The 13,516-nt window shown below is 69.8% G+C and carries 12 protein-coding genes; 10 read left to right on the top strand and 2 right to left on the bottom strand.

Translation table 11 applies throughout. The features are described 5' to 3' along the window. Positions 1–111: 111 nt before the first annotated feature. Complete coding sequence (locus ACFWMR_RS39255; RefSeq protein ID WP_208635891.1) at positions 112–1,107, bottom strand: LLM class flavin-dependent oxidoreductase; 996 nt, start codon at positions 1,105–1,107, stop codon at positions 112–114. Between the two features lie 174 nt (positions 1,108–1,281). Here ACFWMR_RS39255 and ACFWMR_RS39250 point away from each other — a divergent pair, with 174 nt between their 5' ends. Continuing rightward, positions 1,282–5,097 carry an nSTAND1 domain-containing NTPase gene (locus ACFWMR_RS39250; RefSeq protein ID WP_449224351.1) on the top strand — a complete coding sequence of 1,272 codons (3,816 nt, stop codon included), beginning with the start codon at positions 1,282–1,284 and terminating at the stop codon, positions 5,095–5,097. A 254-nt stretch (positions 5,098–5,351) separates the two neighbouring features. Here the strand turns inward: ACFWMR_RS39250 and ACFWMR_RS39245 are convergent, their stop codons facing one another. Then, a complete protein-coding gene (locus ACFWMR_RS39245) occupies positions 5,352–7,466 on the bottom strand; it encodes a HelD family protein (protein ID WP_378382060.1) in 2,115 nt (704 codons plus the stop codon). A 122-nt stretch (positions 7,467–7,588) separates the two neighbouring features. Here ACFWMR_RS39245 and rsmD point away from each other — a divergent pair, with 122 nt between their 5' ends. The 9 genes from rsmD (at position 7,589) to rnc (ending at position 13,464) form a co-directional block, all read left to right on the top strand. Beyond that, the gene (gene rsmD / locus ACFWMR_RS39240) at positions 7,589–8,143 is read left to right on the top strand and encodes a 16S rRNA (guanine(966)-N(2))-methyltransferase RsmD (protein ID WP_093932894.1); all 555 of its coding nucleotides are present in this window, start codon (positions 7,589–7,591) and stop codon (positions 8,141–8,143) included. A 52-nt stretch (positions 8,144–8,195) separates the two neighbouring features. Further along, complete coding sequence (gene coaD, locus ACFWMR_RS39235; protein WP_093932895.1) at positions 8,196–8,678, top strand: pantetheine-phosphate adenylyltransferase; 483 nt, start codon at positions 8,196–8,198, stop codon at positions 8,676–8,678. Positions 8,679–8,777: 99 nt separating this feature from the next. After that, complete coding sequence (locus tag ACFWMR_RS39230; RefSeq protein ID WP_378382059.1) at positions 8,778–9,470, top strand: ribonuclease domain-containing protein; 693 nt, start codon at positions 8,778–8,780, stop codon at positions 9,468–9,470. A 67-nt stretch (positions 9,471–9,537) separates the two neighbouring features. Then, the gene (locus ACFWMR_RS39225) at positions 9,538–10,053 is read left to right on the top strand and encodes an RNA polymerase sigma factor (RefSeq protein ID WP_378382058.1); all 516 of its coding nucleotides are present in this window, start codon (positions 9,538–9,540) and stop codon (positions 10,051–10,053) included. Further along, positions 10,053–10,841 (top strand): hypothetical protein, encoded by a 789-nt coding sequence (locus tag ACFWMR_RS39220; protein ID WP_378279179.1) that lies wholly within the window; start codon positions 10,053–10,055, stop codon positions 10,839–10,841. The genes ACFWMR_RS39225 and ACFWMR_RS39220 overlap by 1 nt, the downstream gene beginning before the upstream one ends. A gap of 127 nt (positions 10,842–10,968) precedes the next feature. Further along, a complete protein-coding gene (locus tag ACFWMR_RS39215; RefSeq protein WP_093932931.1) occupies positions 10,969–11,694 on the top strand; it encodes a DivIVA domain-containing protein in 726 nt (241 codons plus the stop codon). Between the two features lie 135 nt (positions 11,695–11,829). Beyond that, on the top strand, positions 11,830–12,447 hold the full coding sequence (locus ACFWMR_RS39210) for a YceD family protein (RefSeq protein ID WP_093932899.1): 618 nt from the start codon (positions 11,830–11,832) through the stop codon (positions 12,445–12,447). Positions 12,448–12,519: 72 nt separating this feature from the next. Next, positions 12,520–12,702 (top strand): 50S ribosomal protein L32, encoded by a 183-nt coding sequence (rpmF, locus tag ACFWMR_RS39205; protein ID WP_005160412.1) that lies wholly within the window; start codon positions 12,520–12,522, stop codon positions 12,700–12,702. Positions 12,703–12,717: 15 nt separating this feature from the next. After that, on the top strand, positions 12,718–13,464 hold the full coding sequence (rnc, locus tag ACFWMR_RS39200) for a ribonuclease III (protein WP_208635892.1): 747 nt from the start codon (positions 12,718–12,720) through the stop codon (positions 13,462–13,464). The last annotated feature ends 52 nt before the right edge of the window (positions 13,465–13,516 follow it).

The following is a 13,516-nucleotide window of genomic DNA, read 5'->3' as shown; positions in this document are numbered from 1 at the left end:
CCTTCCCTACCCTCAAGGTAGGCAAGGAGGCCTTCACGGAACGGGGGTGGCGAGGTCGCTGGTGGGCCCTTTCACGCTTCATCGGCATGGTCGAGGCCGTCCGGCGGCCGGTCAGCGCGCCAGTTCGGACACCAGTTCATAGGAGCGGACCCGGTCCGCCTGGTCGTGCACCATGGTCGTGATCATCAGCTCGTTCGCGTCCGTGTCGGCCAGCAGGGTTTCGAGTCCCTTGTGGACTGTCTCGGGTGAACCGATGACGCTGCTCGAAGCCCGGTCCTCGATGAACACGCGCTCGATGTCGGTGTACGGGTACGCCGCGGCCTCTTCCGGCGTCGGCAGCGGGATCGGGCGGCCCTTGCGCAGGCTGAGGAACGTCAGGCCGCTGGGCGCGGCCAGGTACTGGGCGCGCTCGTCGGTCTCGGCGGCCACCACGGAGACGCCGAGCATCACGTACGGCTCGTCGAGGACGTCCGACGGCTTGAACGAGTCGCGGTAGAGCGCCACGGCGGGAAGCGTGTTCTCGGCGCTGAAGTGGTGTGCGAAGGAGAACGGCAGGCCCAGTTCGCCCGCCATCCGCGCGCTGAAGCCGCTCGAGCCGAGCAGCCACACCGGCGGCTTGTTGCCCTCGGCGGTCACGGCGTTGACGGCGCGCTGGTCGGAGTGCTCGAAGTAGGCCAGCAGCTCCGCGAACTGCTGCGGGAAGTTCTCCGCGGTGAGCCCGCCGGGGCCGCGCAGCGCGAGCGCGGTCCGCTGGTCGGTACCCGGGGCGCGCCCGATGCCGAGGTCGATCCGGCCGGGGTGGAACGCCTCCAGGGTGCCGAACTGTTCGGCGACCACCAGTGGCGCGTGGTTCGGCAGCATGACCCCGCCGGAACCGACCCGGATGCGTTCGGTGGCGGCGGCGACCTGGCCGATCATCACGGCGGTCGCGGAGCTCGCGATGCCGGGCATGTTGTGGTGCTCGGCGAGCCAGTACCGGTGATAGCCGAGCGCTTCGGTCCGGCGGGCGAGGTCGAGGGTGTTGCGCAGCGAGTCGCCCACACCGCCCCCGGCCACGACGGGCGAGAGGTCGAGCACGGACAGCGGGATGTCAGGCAAGGAGGTCACGCTCCGGTACAACGCGTCCGGCCCCCGATCCCTTCCCGTGACATCGAGCACCTGTCAACCGATCGAAATTAACCGACCCGATATACCCGGTGCCCGGCGGACTCCCGCCGTTTTCACGGTACGGTTGCCCCCTAATGCGACCGTGGGAAAACCACTGAAAAGAAAGGATTGAGGGTGCCGCGTCCGGAGCGACCTTTGGATCCCGGGGACGATCCGTTGCTCGAGTTCGCCGCCGATCTCCGGAGATTGAGGGAGAAAGCCGGAAACCCGACGTACCGCGAGCTGGGCAGGCGCGCCCATTACTCGGCAGGCACCCTCTCCGAAGCCGCCGGCGGGAAGAAGATGCCCAGCTTGGCGGTCACGTTGGCCTACGTCCGGGCATGTGAAGGGCCAGAGGCGGAGTGGGAGGCCCGATGGCACGACGTGACCGAGCGGACGCGCACCGGAGTCAGCGATTCACGGGCTGCCCCACTGAATGGGGAATCGGCCCCTTATATCGGCCTGACCGCATTCGGACCGGGTGACGCGGGCCGATTCTTCGGACGCGAACGACTTGTCGGGAAACTCGTTACCCGGCTTTCGGGGCAAAGATTTCTGGCGGTTCTGGGAGCGTCCGGTTCCGGTAAGTCGTCGTTGCTCCGGGCGGGCCTCCTGCCCGTCGTCGGCGAGCACTCCGTCACGGTGCTGATGACGCCCGGATCGCGGCCGCTGCAGGAGTGCGCCGTCCAGTTCGGCGCCGCGCTCGGGCTCGCGCCCGGCGGGCTGCTGACCGAGTTCACCGAGCATCCGCGCAACCTCGGTCTCGCCGCCCGGCAGCTGGTCGCGGACCGCGAGGGCGACGTCGTGCTGGTCGTCGACCAGTTCGAAGAGGTCTTCACGCTCTGCCAGGACGCCGACGAGCGCGCCGCCTTCCTGGCCGCGCTGGTCACCGCGACGACCGAGCCGGACAGCCGGACCAGGGTCGTCCTCGGCATCCGCACCGACTTCTACACGCACTGCGCGCGGCATCCCGAGCTGGTCGAGGCGATGCAGGACGCGCAGATCCTCGTCGGCCCGATGAGCACCGAGGAGCTGCGGCAGGCCATCTCGCGACCGGCGATCGACGCCGGGTACCGCGTCGAGAACGCGCTGGTCTCGCGGCTGGTCGCCGACGCGACCGGGCAGCCCGGCGTGCTGCCGCTGCTCTCGCACGCGCTGCTGGAGACCTGGCGCCGCCGCCACGGCAACACCCTCACCCTCACCGGCTACGAGTCCACCGGTGGGATCGAGCGGTCGGTCGCGCAGACCTCCGAGCACACCTTCACCGCGCTGAGCGAACACCAGCAGCAACTGGCGAACCAGATCTTCCTGCGGATGACCGCGCTCGGCGAAGGCACCGAGGACACCAAACGCCGTATCACCCGCGACGAAGTGGACGCCGACGATCCGGACGTCGCCGTCGTGCTGGACAGGCTGGCCTCCTCGCGGCTGGTCACCCTCGACGACAACGGCATCGAGATCGCGCACGAGGCGCTGATCCGCGGCTGGCCTCGCCTGCGCGAATGGCTCGCCGAGGACCGTGAGGGCCTGCGCGTGCACCGGCAGCTCACCGAGGCGACCGACGCGTGGGAGTCGGTCGGCCGCGACGACGGCTGGCTCTACCGCGGCGCGCGGCTGTCCATCGCCATGGAGTGGGCGGGCGAGCACGACAGCGCGCTTTCCCAGCGTGAACGCGGCTTCCTCGAAGCGAGCGTGGCCATCGAGAACCGGGAACAGGCCATCGCGCGCCGTCGCACCCGGCGGCTGCGTCAGCTGGTCGCGCTCCTGGCCGTGCTGCTGGTCCTGGCCACGGCCGCGATGGTGTACGCCGTCCGTGCCGAGCAGACCGCGACCAGCCAGCGCAACAGCGCGCTCGCGCAGAAGGTCGCCGGGCAGGCTCTCGAGATGCGGGGGACGAACCCGGCGCTGGCCGCGCAGCTCGCGCTGGCGGCGTACCGCGTCGACCCGGGGGTGGAAACCCGCGGCAGCGTGCTCGGGATGGTCGCCTCGCCGTACTCGACCCGTGCCGCCGGGCACGCCAACCGGGTCAATTCGGCCGCCCTGCGCGGCGACGGCCAGGTCATGGTGACCGGGAGCTGGGACCACACGGCGAAGCTGTGGGACGTCAAGGATCCCTATCGCCCGAGCGAGCTGGCCACGCTGTCCGGGCACACCGAAAACGTCAACTCGGTGGCGTTCAGCGCCGACGGCGGGACGGTCGCGACGGCGGGCTGGGACAAGACCGCGCGGCTGTGGAACGTCGCCGATCCGGCCAACCCCGGGCCGGGGGTGCCGGTCGGGGAGCATCCGAGCCGGGTCAACGCGGTCGCGTTCAGCCCGAAGGCGCCGGTGCTCGCCACCGCGGACGGCGACGGCACGATCCGCCTGTTCGACGTCCGCGATCTCGCGAAACCGGTGCTCGTGGCCACGCTGTCCGGGCACACCGGCAACGTCAACGGTCTCGCCTACGCCCCCGACGGCCGGACGCTGGCCTCGGCGGGCGCGGACAAGACCGCGCGGCTGTGGGACGTCGCCGAACCGGTGAAGGCCAGGCCGCTCGGGGTGGCGGCCGGGCACACCGCCGGGGTCCACTCCGCGGCGTTCAGCCCGGACGGCCGGACGCTCGCCACCGCGAGCATCGACCAGAGCGCGCGGTTGTGGGACCTCGCCGACCCGATGGCGCCCGCGCCGCTGGGGACGATGACGGCGCACAGGACCATCGTGCGGTCGGTGGCGTTCAGTCCCGACGGGACGACGCTGGCCACGACCGGTTTCGACCGCAACGCACGGCTGTGGGACGTCACCGACCCGAAGAAGCCGCGCGAGAAAGCGCTGCTGACCGGGCATACCGCGGCGGTGGTCTGGGCGGTGTTCTCCCGCGACGGCCGCACGCTCGTGACCGCGAGCGACGATCAGACGGTGCGGCTGTGGGAGCTGCCGGGGCCCGCGATCAGCGGCCCCACGAGGTCGGCCTGCCGGGCGGTGTTCAGCGCCGACGGGAAGCTGATGGCCACCGGGAGCCAGGACGGCGTGGTGCGCCTGAACGACGTCGCCGATCCGCGGAACCCGCGCGAGCTGGGCCGGATCACGGGCTTCGGCAACGGCGTATGCGGTCTCGCGTTCAGCCCGGATGGCCGGACGCTCGCGGCCGGCGCCTGGGACCACACGATGCGGCTGATCGACGTCGGCGATCCGCGCGCGCCAGTCGACGTCGGTGTCTTCAGCAGGCCTCCGGAGGAGATCGACGCGGTCGCGTTCAGCCCGGACGGCCGGACCCTGGCGACCGCGGGCGCCGGGCACACGGTGAAGCTCTGGGACGTGGCGGACACGCGGAGACCCGTCGAACTCGCGACCCTGACCGGGCACGAGGACGACGTCCATTCGATCGCGTTCGGCCCGGACGGCCGCACCCTGCTGACCGGGGGCTGGGACCACACGGCGCGGCTTTGGGACGTCTCCATGGTGAAGGCGCCGAAGCAGCTTTCGGTGCTGAAGGGACACACCGACACCGTGTTCTCCGTCGCGTTCAGCCCGGACGGCAGACTCGCCGCCACCGGCGGCGCCGATCGCACCGCGCGGCTGTGGGACGTGTCGGATCCGGCGGCCCCGCGGCAGACCGCGTCGGTCCCCGGGCACACCGACATCGTCATCTCGGTGGCGTTCAGCGGTGACGGGAAGATCTTCGCGACCGGCAGCTACGACCGGACCGTGCGACTATGGGACGTCTCCGATCCCGGAGCGATCCGTGAATCGGCGACGCTGGCCGAGGATGTCGACAGGGTCAACGCGGTGGCGTTCGCCCCCGACGGGCACACGCTCGCGGCTTCGGTGGCGGACGGCAGCGTGCGGTTGTGGGAGACGAACGCGGAACGCGCCGCCGAACGCGTCTGCGCGACCGTGTACCCGCGGATCACAGCGGCGGAGTGGGAGCAACGCCTCCCGGGGCTCGATTACCGGCCTCCGTGCCCGTGACCACCGCCGATTCGTTGTTCGGCGTTGTTGTTCGGTGAAAGCGCTGTGACACCGAACAACGAATAGGCGCTAGAAATACCCCTGGACGTGCGATGCGTCCCCACATCGTTCACTCACCGGGGGTCTGAAGGGCTCCTTCAGGACATTCACCAGTGCCCTGAAGGAGCCCTTCAGCTTTTTGACGCGTTTCGTCCTCTGGATGCGGTACTTACGCGGGGCGACTACCGCATCCAGAGGACGAAACGCGCGGGGGATCAGGCGGCCGGGATCCAGTCCGGGTTGGAGGCCAGGACGGTCAGCTGCTGGGTCGCGCGGGTCAGCGCCACGTACAGCACCCGCCGTCCGGTGGTCGACTCCGTGATGAGGTCGTTGGGCTCCACCAGGACGACGGCGTCGTACTCGAGGCCCTTCGAGTCGAGGCTGCCGACGACCTTGAGCCGCTCGTCCGCGAGCCCGTCGAGCCAGCCCTCGACCTCGGGCACCCGGTCCATGGCGGTGATCACGCCGACGGTGCCTTCGACGGCCCCCATCAGTTCCTTCACCGCGGCCTGCGTCGCCGCCTGCAACCCGGAGGCCTCGACCGGCCGGACCTCCGGCGTGATGCCGGTCTGCCGCACCGCGCGCGGGAGCTCGTCGGCCTCGGCGTGCCCGGCGACGACCTTCGCGGCCAGATCGAAGATCTCCGCCGAGTTCCGGTAGTTGGTGCGCAGGGTGAACCGGCGCCGCGTCGTCTTGAGCCCGAAGGCCTGGTCACGCGCCATCGCGGCCTCGGCCGGATCCGGCCAGGAACTCTGCACCGGGTCGCCGACCACGGTCCAGCTCGCGTACTTCCCGCGCCGCCCGACCATCCGCCACTGCATCGGCGAGAGGTCCTGCGACTCGTCGATGACCACGTGCGAGTACTCGTCGTAATGCTCGGGCCGGGTCGGGGCGCCGCCGCGCTCCGGATTGACCTCGATGCTCTGACGGGCCCGGCGGCTCTTGGGCGGCTGCCCGATCAGGACGCGCAGCTCGTCGAGGAGCGCGACGTCCGCGATGGTCCAGCCGCGAGAGCGGTCGGCGAAGTCGGCGGCCAGCATGCTGATCTCGGTGCGGTCGAGCAGGCCCTTCGCCGCCGACGCGAGCCGCTTCTCGGTGCCCATCCACCGCAGGATCTGCGCCGGGTACAGGATCGGCCACCAGACCACCAGGAACCGGTGGAACTCGATGCGCTCGCCGAGTTCGGTGATCAGTTCGGCCTTGTCGATCTGACGGCCGTCGTCCTTCGCGTGCTGATCGGCCTTCGCGGCGAGCGCGTCGAGCAGCAGTTCCGCGGCGCGGATCCGCGACCGGTTCGGCGGCCCGCCCGCGGTGTGGACCTTGCGGCGCACCTTGTCGAGTTCGCGCGCGTTCAGCCGCAGCACCTCGCCGCGGTAGACGATCTTCATGTCCTCGGGCGCGTCTTCCGGCGTGTCCCGCAGAGCGCGCAGCAGGATCTTGCGCATCCGCAGCGACCCCTTGATCGCCGCCAGCGGAGCCGGGTCCTGCCGGGTCGCTTCGAGGCCGTCGAGGACCTCGCCGAGCGCGCGCAGTTCGACGTTCGTCTCGCCCATCGACGGCAGCACCCGCGAGATGTAGCTGGTGAACACCCCGGACGGGCCGATCACCAGCACGCCCGCGCCGCCGAGCTGGCGGCGGTGACGGTAGAGCAGGTAGGCCGCGCGGTGCAGCGCGACCGCTGTCTTGCCGGTGCCGGGGCCGCCGGTGATCTCCGTGACACCGCGCCACGGCGCCCGGATGACCTCGTCCTGTTCCTTCTGGATGGTCGCGACGATGTCGCGCATCTTCTCGCCGCGCGACCGCCCGAGCGCGGCCATCAGCGCGCCCTCGCCGACGATCTGCATCGTCTCCGGGACCGCGTCGGCGATCAGCACGTCGTCGTCGACGTCGAGCACGTTCTGCCCCGAGCACCGGATCACCCGGCGCCGGACGACGTCCATCGGCTCCTCGGCGGTCGCCTGGTAGAACGCCGCGGCCGCGGGCGCGCGCCAGTCGGTGACGAGGTTGTCGAACTCGGCGTCGCGGATCCCGAGACGGCCCACGTAGATGTGGTCGTTGTCGAGATGGTCGAGCCTGCCGAAGACCAGGCCCTCGTACTCCGCGTCGAGGGTCTGGAGGGTCTGATTGGCGTGGTACACCATCATGTCCCGTTCGAACAGCATCGACGCCTGCTCGAAGATCGCTTCCCGCCCGGCGCCATGGCCGATCTCATAGCCCTTGGTACGCATGGCCTCTGCCTGGGCTCGCAGTTCGGCGAGCCGGGTGTAGACCGTGTCCACATGGGCTTGCTCGATGGCGATCTCGGCCCGTCTGACCCGAGGTTCGGACACGCAACGCTCCTAAACGCTTCTATCGCCTCCGAGGGCGAAGGACGACTCTACGCGAGCTGGGCGGCGGCTTCACCAAGTCCCGGGCAACGTCACGGTGGAAGGCGTTGAGGCACGATGCTGCAATGACCAGGATCGTGGCGGGGACCGCGGGCGGCAGGCGGTTGAAGGTCCCTCCGAAGGGCACGCGGCCCACATCGGAACGCGTACGCGAAGCGCTGTTCAACGCGCTGGAGGTCGCCGGCGAGCTGCAAGGAAGCCAGGTCCTCGACCTTTACGCCGGTTCGGGCGCGCTCGGGCTCGAGGCGCTGTCCCGCGGCGCCTCGGGCGCGCTGTTCGTCGAGTCGGACCGGCGCGCGGTCGAAGTGCTCAAGGGGAACGTCGCCGCGCTCGGTCTCGGCGGCACGGTCCGCGCCGGGGCCGTCGAGTCCGTCGTCGCCGCTCCGGCGCCGGAGACGTTCGACATCGTCCTCGCCGACCCTCCGTACGCGGTCGATTCCACCCGCCTGGGGGAGGTCATGGCCGCGCTCGCGGCAGGCCGCTGGGTCGTGGACGGGGCGCTGGTGGTGATCGAGCGGGCCGCGCGGGACGGCGAGCCGGACTGGCCGCCGGGCTTCGCGCCGATGCGGACGAAACGCTACGGCGACACCGCGCTCTACTGGGCCGAATATCAGGTGTGACGCCGCACAGAGAAACGCGCGGGAGGCCGTCGGCCTTGGTAGCGTCCGCGCCATGCGGCGTGCGGTCTGTCCCGGGTCCTACGACCCGGCCACCAATGGACATCTCGACATCATCGAGCGGGCGGCCAAGCTGTTCGACGAGGTCGTCGTCGCGGTGGGGGTGAACAAGAGCAAGAAGGGCCTGTTCACCACCGAAGAGCGGATGGACATCCTGCGCGAGATCACCGCGAAGCTGCCGAACGTGCGCGTCGACTCCTGGCAGGGACTCCTGGTCGACTACTGCCGTGAGAACGACATCATCGCGGTCGCGAAGGGCCTGCGGTCGGTCAGCGACTTCGACTACGAGCTCCAGATGGCGCAGATGAACCGCGAGCTGACCGGGCTCGAAACACTGCTGATGGCGAACAACCCGGCCTACGGTTTCGTGTCGAGCTCGCTGGTCAAGGAGATCTCCGCGCTCGGTGGCGACATCGAGCACCTGGTGCCGCCGATAGTGTTCAAACGCCTCTCGGAGAAGTACTCCGAACGAGGTTGACCCGAACGGCCGAAGCCGTTGGTCGGACAGCGGTGAGCGGCGGTGGAGAGTTCATCTCGACGCCTTCTGGCGAACACACGATCGGGTTACGGTCCGAAAATGACCAACAAACGATCGCGGGCCGCCGCCGCGCTGCTCGTTCTGCTTGTCACCTTCTTCGGTGGGGTGGTCGGCGCGGCGCAGGCCGCCACGCCCGTCTCCATCCAGCAGAACCCTTGTGGGGATCTCACCGGGTTCAAGCACACGTCGCTCTCGTCGCTGCCCGCCGAGGCGACGACGACGTACAACCTGATCCAGAAGGGCGGGCCGTACCCGTACCCGGACAACGACGGAACGGTCTTCTCGAACCGGGAGAACATCCTCCCGAAGTGCGCTTCGGGCTACTACCACGAGTACACCGTCCCGACCCCGGGCTCGTCGAACCGCGGCACGCGCCGCATCGTCACCGGGACCGGCGGGGAGTACTTCTACACCGGCGACCACTACAAGAGCTTCTCCGTGATCGACGTCAAGGGCACGCCGGCGCCGTCCTGCGGTGACACCTCGAAGCTGGCGAAGACCGGCTACTCGGCGCTGTCCTCCGCGGCGAAGTCCGTGGTGGACAAGGCCCGCGGCGGCGCGACCGGCACGGTCTACGAGAACCGTGAGGGGGTGCTGCCGTCGTGCGCGGCCGGCTACTACCAGCTGTTCCCGGTGGGCACGAGCGACCGCGTGATCTCCGGCAAGGGCGGCGAGATCGTCTACACGCCGGACCGCTACTCGACCTTCAAGCTGGTCGACCTGAACGGCTGAGTCGCCCATGCAACATCCCGTGCCTCCTCGTCCGTGAGATACACCGGAACACGGATGAGGAGGCACGATGCGGTCTGGGGACGATGCGAGCTTCAGGGAGTTCGCCAGGGACAAGGCGCTACCGCTCCGGCGGACGGCGTACCTGCTCTGCGGCGACTGGCATCTCGCGGAGGATCTGGTCCAAACCGCGCTCATCAAGCTCTACCGGGTCTGGCCGAAGGTCCGCCGGAAAGGGCCCGTCGACAACTACACGAGGCAGATCCTGATGCGCTGCTGGCTCGATGAGCGGCGACGACCATGGCGGAGCAAGGAAAACCGCGACGGCGTCGTCCCCGAAGAGCCTTCGGCCCCCGCCGATGCGGGCATCTCGGATTCGCTGCTTCGCGCCCTCGCCGAAGTTCCACCGAAACAGCGCGCCGCCGTCGTACTGCGCTACTGCGCCGACCTCCCGGTCGCTGAGGTCGCCGTCGCGCTGCGCTGTTCGGAAGGGACGGTCAGGAGCCAGGCCTCGCGGGGACTCGACGTCCTCCGCGCGGCCCTGAAGAGACAGCACGACGAGGCTGTCTCCGGGAGGAACGCGTGATGGACGAACTCGAGAACAAGCTGCGCGGGATCACACTGGCCGAGCCCCCGCTCGGCTTCGACCCGGACGAGGTCGCCGGCACGGCGGCGAAGAAGGCGCGGAACCGGCGGGCCGTCGTCGCGACGGGGGTCGCGACACTGGCGATGATCGCGGCGGCGGTGGTCTTCGTGAGGCCGGAAACCGGTCCGGTGGTCGGCCCGGCCGTGTTGCCCACCCCGGCGGCGCCGTCGCCGAGCAGCGTGCCGCCCCCGGTATCGGGGAACGTGGACCTGACGGCGCGGAAGGCGAAGCTCGCCGGGCATCTGTCGACCGCGCTGCCCGGCGTGCTCACCGGGGCGAAGGACATCCGGATCCGCTCCGTCCATCAGTTGCGGACCTGGGACGTCCTCATCTTCATGATCGGCTACCAGGACGCCTCCGGTGCCGACCGTTCGCTGGTCGTCACGCTTCTCGGGACCGAGGCCGCCAAGCGGGGGTTCTCGCTCGAAGACAGTTGTGAGCCGGGCCGCAAGACCCGCGGCGACTTCGGCGCGGACATCGGCGGGGTGACCGGCGGGGAACCGGTGGACTGCGCGAAGCTGCCCCAAACGGACGGGAGCACCGTGGTCGTCACCGGCACCGTCCCGTCACTGCCTCCCGGCGACGTCGAACCGGGTCGCGACGCGACCGCGTACCGGGCCGACGGCACATCGGTCGTCGTGTCCACCGGCGCGGGCGACGGGGGTTCGCGTCCGGCCGACGACCAGTTGATCAAGCTGGTCACGGATCCGGAACTCACTCTCCGGTAAGGAGCGGGCGATGGCGCGCGGTACCGGGCGGGACACGCCCGGTACCGCGTGCTTTCACCCCTTACCGCGCCGATGCGGGCAAACTGAGCTCAGGGAATGTGGGGATCGCTGTAGGTAGGGAGTGGCCGTGTACCGGGTTTTCGAGGCGCTCGACGAGCTCGTCACCATCGTGGAGGAAGCCCGCGGCGTGCCGATGACCTCCAGTTGCGTCGTCCCGCGCGGGGAGGCGCTCGAACTGCTCGACGACATCCGCGACGCCCTTCCGGGTGAAGTGGACGACGCGCAGGACGTCCTCGACAAACGTGATCAGCTGATCCAGACCGCCCGCACCGAAGCGGCGGAGACGGTCACCACGGCGAACACCGAGGCCGATCGCACGGTCGCCGACGCGCAGGCCGAGGCCGAGCGCATCCTCGCCGACGCCCGCGCCCGCGCCGAGCAGATGATGAGCGACGCGCACGGCGAGGCCGAGCGCATGGTCGCCGCCGGACAGGCCGAGTTCCAGAACCTCACCGACCGCTCGCGGGCCGAGTCGGAGCGGATGATCCAGGCGGGCCGCGACGCTTACGAGCGCGCCATCGAGGACGGCCGCGCCGAACAGGCCCGGCTCGTCGCGCAGACCGAGGTCGTCCAGGCCGCGCACGGCGAGGCGGCGCGCATCGTCGACGAGGCGCACGTCGAGGCCGACAAGCAGCGCAGTGACTGCGACGCCTACGTCGACGGCAAACTGGCCGAGTTCTCCGAACTGCTGGCGACCACGCTGCGGACGGTCGATTCCGGGCGCAACCACCTGCGGTCGCCGGTCAACCTGCCGGGCAACAGCCGCACTTCGCTCTACGACTACCAGGCCTGATCCGGCCTCATACGCGCGCCATGAACGGCCCGTTCCTTGCAAAATTCGCAAGGAACGGGCCGTTCATGGCGTTCGCGAGGGTGTAGCGGACCGTGCCCGTAAAGAGGTGGCGGGGGCTGCGTACCCTGGTAACCGATGTCTGAGAACAAGTCGCCGCAGGCCAGGCCTGCGCAGCTGGACGACCGGAGCCCGTGGGTGCTCGACACCCGCGAACTCGGCCGTCACGCCGGCCTGAGCAAGGCCGTCCAACGCACCGTGCCCGTCGAGACCGCGCTCGGGGTGCCCGACGTCATCACCATCGACGCCGGCTCCAGCCTCGAACTCGACCTGACGCTCGAGTCCGTCGTCGAGGGTGTGTACGTCAGCGGTACGGCGTCCGCCGTCGCGACAGGGCACTGCTCGCGGTGCCTCGACCCGATCACCGAGGACGTCGAGGTCGACCTGACCGAGCTGTTCGCGTACCCGGGCTCCGCGACCGAGGAGACCACCGACGAGGACGAGATCCCCCGTCTGGTGGACGACCGGATCGACCTCGAGCCGACGGTCCGCGACGCGGTGGTGCTCGCGCTCCCGCTGGCCCCGCTGTGCACCGAGGACTGCCAGGGGCTGTGCACCGAATGCGGTGTCAAGTGGGCCGATCTCCCGCCCGGACACGGGCATGAGAAGATAGACCCTCGGTGGGCCGCGCTGGTCGATCGTTTCGACACCGAAACGGGCGATGACCAGGCCGATGGCCCCGGAAAGCAAGCCTGACGAGCACCAGCTCGTTCCGGAGAAGCAAGTTCGCTCGCGACCGCGGGCAGACCGTCTGAAGGAGATCTACTCGTGGCCGTCCCGAAGCGGAAGATGTCGCGATCCAACACCCGCGCGCGCCGCAGCCAGTGGAAGGCGGCTCCGGTTCAGCTGGTGCCCTGCTCCAACCGCGCCTGCAAGCAGCCGAAGCTCCAGCACATCGCGTGCCCGGCCTGCGGCCAGCACAACGGTCGCCAGGTCGTCGAGCCCGCCTGATCGGCAGCTGACGACATGGGGGGCAAAACGGCCGGTGGACCGCCCGCCGACCCCGCACCACTGCTCGAAGCGCTCGGGATCACCATCGAACCCGGGCTGCTGACGCTGTCGTTGACCCACCGTTCTTATGCCTATGAGAACGGTGGGTTGCCGCCGAACGAGCGTTTGGAGTTCCTCGGGGACGCGGTGCTGGGTCTGGTCGTCACCGACCACCTCTACAACACGCATCCCGATCTGGCCGAAGGTCAGCTCGCGAAGCTCCGTGCCAGCGTGGTCAACATGCACGCGCTGGCCCGGGTCGCGCGCGGCCTCGGCGAAGGCGGGCTGGGCAAGCACCTGTTGCTGGGCAAGGGCGAAGAGCTCACCGGCGGCCGGGACAAGGCGAGCATCCTCGCCGACGGTCTCGAAGCCGTCATCGGCGCCGCGTACCAGCAGCACGGCATCGACATCGCGCGCAAACTCGTGCACCACCTGTTCGACGACCTGCTCGCCGAAGCGCCGCTGCGCGGTGCCGGTCTGGACTGGAAGACCAGTCTCCAGGAGCTGACGGCGTCGGCCGGACTCGGCGTACCCGAGTACAAGGTCGAGGACACCGGACCCGATCACCGCAAGGAGTTCAGCGCCACCGTCCTCGTCGGCGGGCGCGAACTCGGCTACGGCTCGGGGACGACCAAGAAGGAAGCCGAGCAGAAGGCCGCCGAGACGGCCTGGCGCCAGCTTTCGGCCGAGCTCGACATCGAGCAGCCGCCGAAGACGACCTGAGGCGTTTCCCACCGGACACCCTCGTGAGTGGTGAGGACGGTTAGAACCGTCC

Source organism: Amycolatopsis thailandensis (assembly GCF_042723255.1).
Lineage (GTDB): Bacteria > Actinomycetota > Actinomycetes > Mycobacteriales > Pseudonocardiaceae > Amycolatopsis > Amycolatopsis thailandensis.
The sequence above is the reverse complement of the archived record's forward strand: the minus strand, read 5'-3'. Positions and strand labels throughout refer to the sequence as shown.

What these genes read in the sequence shown, in the direction of transcription:
- rnc (WP_208635892.1), top strand. Translation starts at nt 12,718, where the DNA reads ATGGGGGGCAAAACGGCCGGTGGACCGCCCGCCGACCCCGCACCACTG.
- ACFWMR_RS39210 (WP_093932899.1), top strand. Translation starts at nt 11,830, where the DNA reads ATGTCTGAGAACAAGTCGCCGCAGGCCAGGCCTGCGCAGCTGGACGAC.
- ACFWMR_RS39230 (WP_378382059.1), top strand. Translation starts at nt 8,778, where the DNA reads ATGACCAACAAACGATCGCGGGCCGCCGCCGCGCTGCTCGTTCTGCTT.
- ACFWMR_RS39225 (WP_378382058.1), top strand. Translation starts at nt 9,538, where the DNA reads ATGCGGTCTGGGGACGATGCGAGCTTCAGGGAGTTCGCCAGGGACAAG.
- coaD (WP_093932895.1), top strand. Translation starts at nt 8,196, where the DNA reads ATGCGGCGTGCGGTCTGTCCCGGGTCCTACGACCCGGCCACCAATGGA.
- ACFWMR_RS39220 (WP_378279179.1), top strand. Translation starts at nt 10,053, where the DNA reads ATGGACGAACTCGAGAACAAGCTGCGCGGGATCACACTGGCCGAGCCC.
- rsmD (WP_093932894.1), top strand. Translation starts at nt 7,589, where the DNA reads ATGACCAGGATCGTGGCGGGGACCGCGGGCGGCAGGCGGTTGAAGGTC.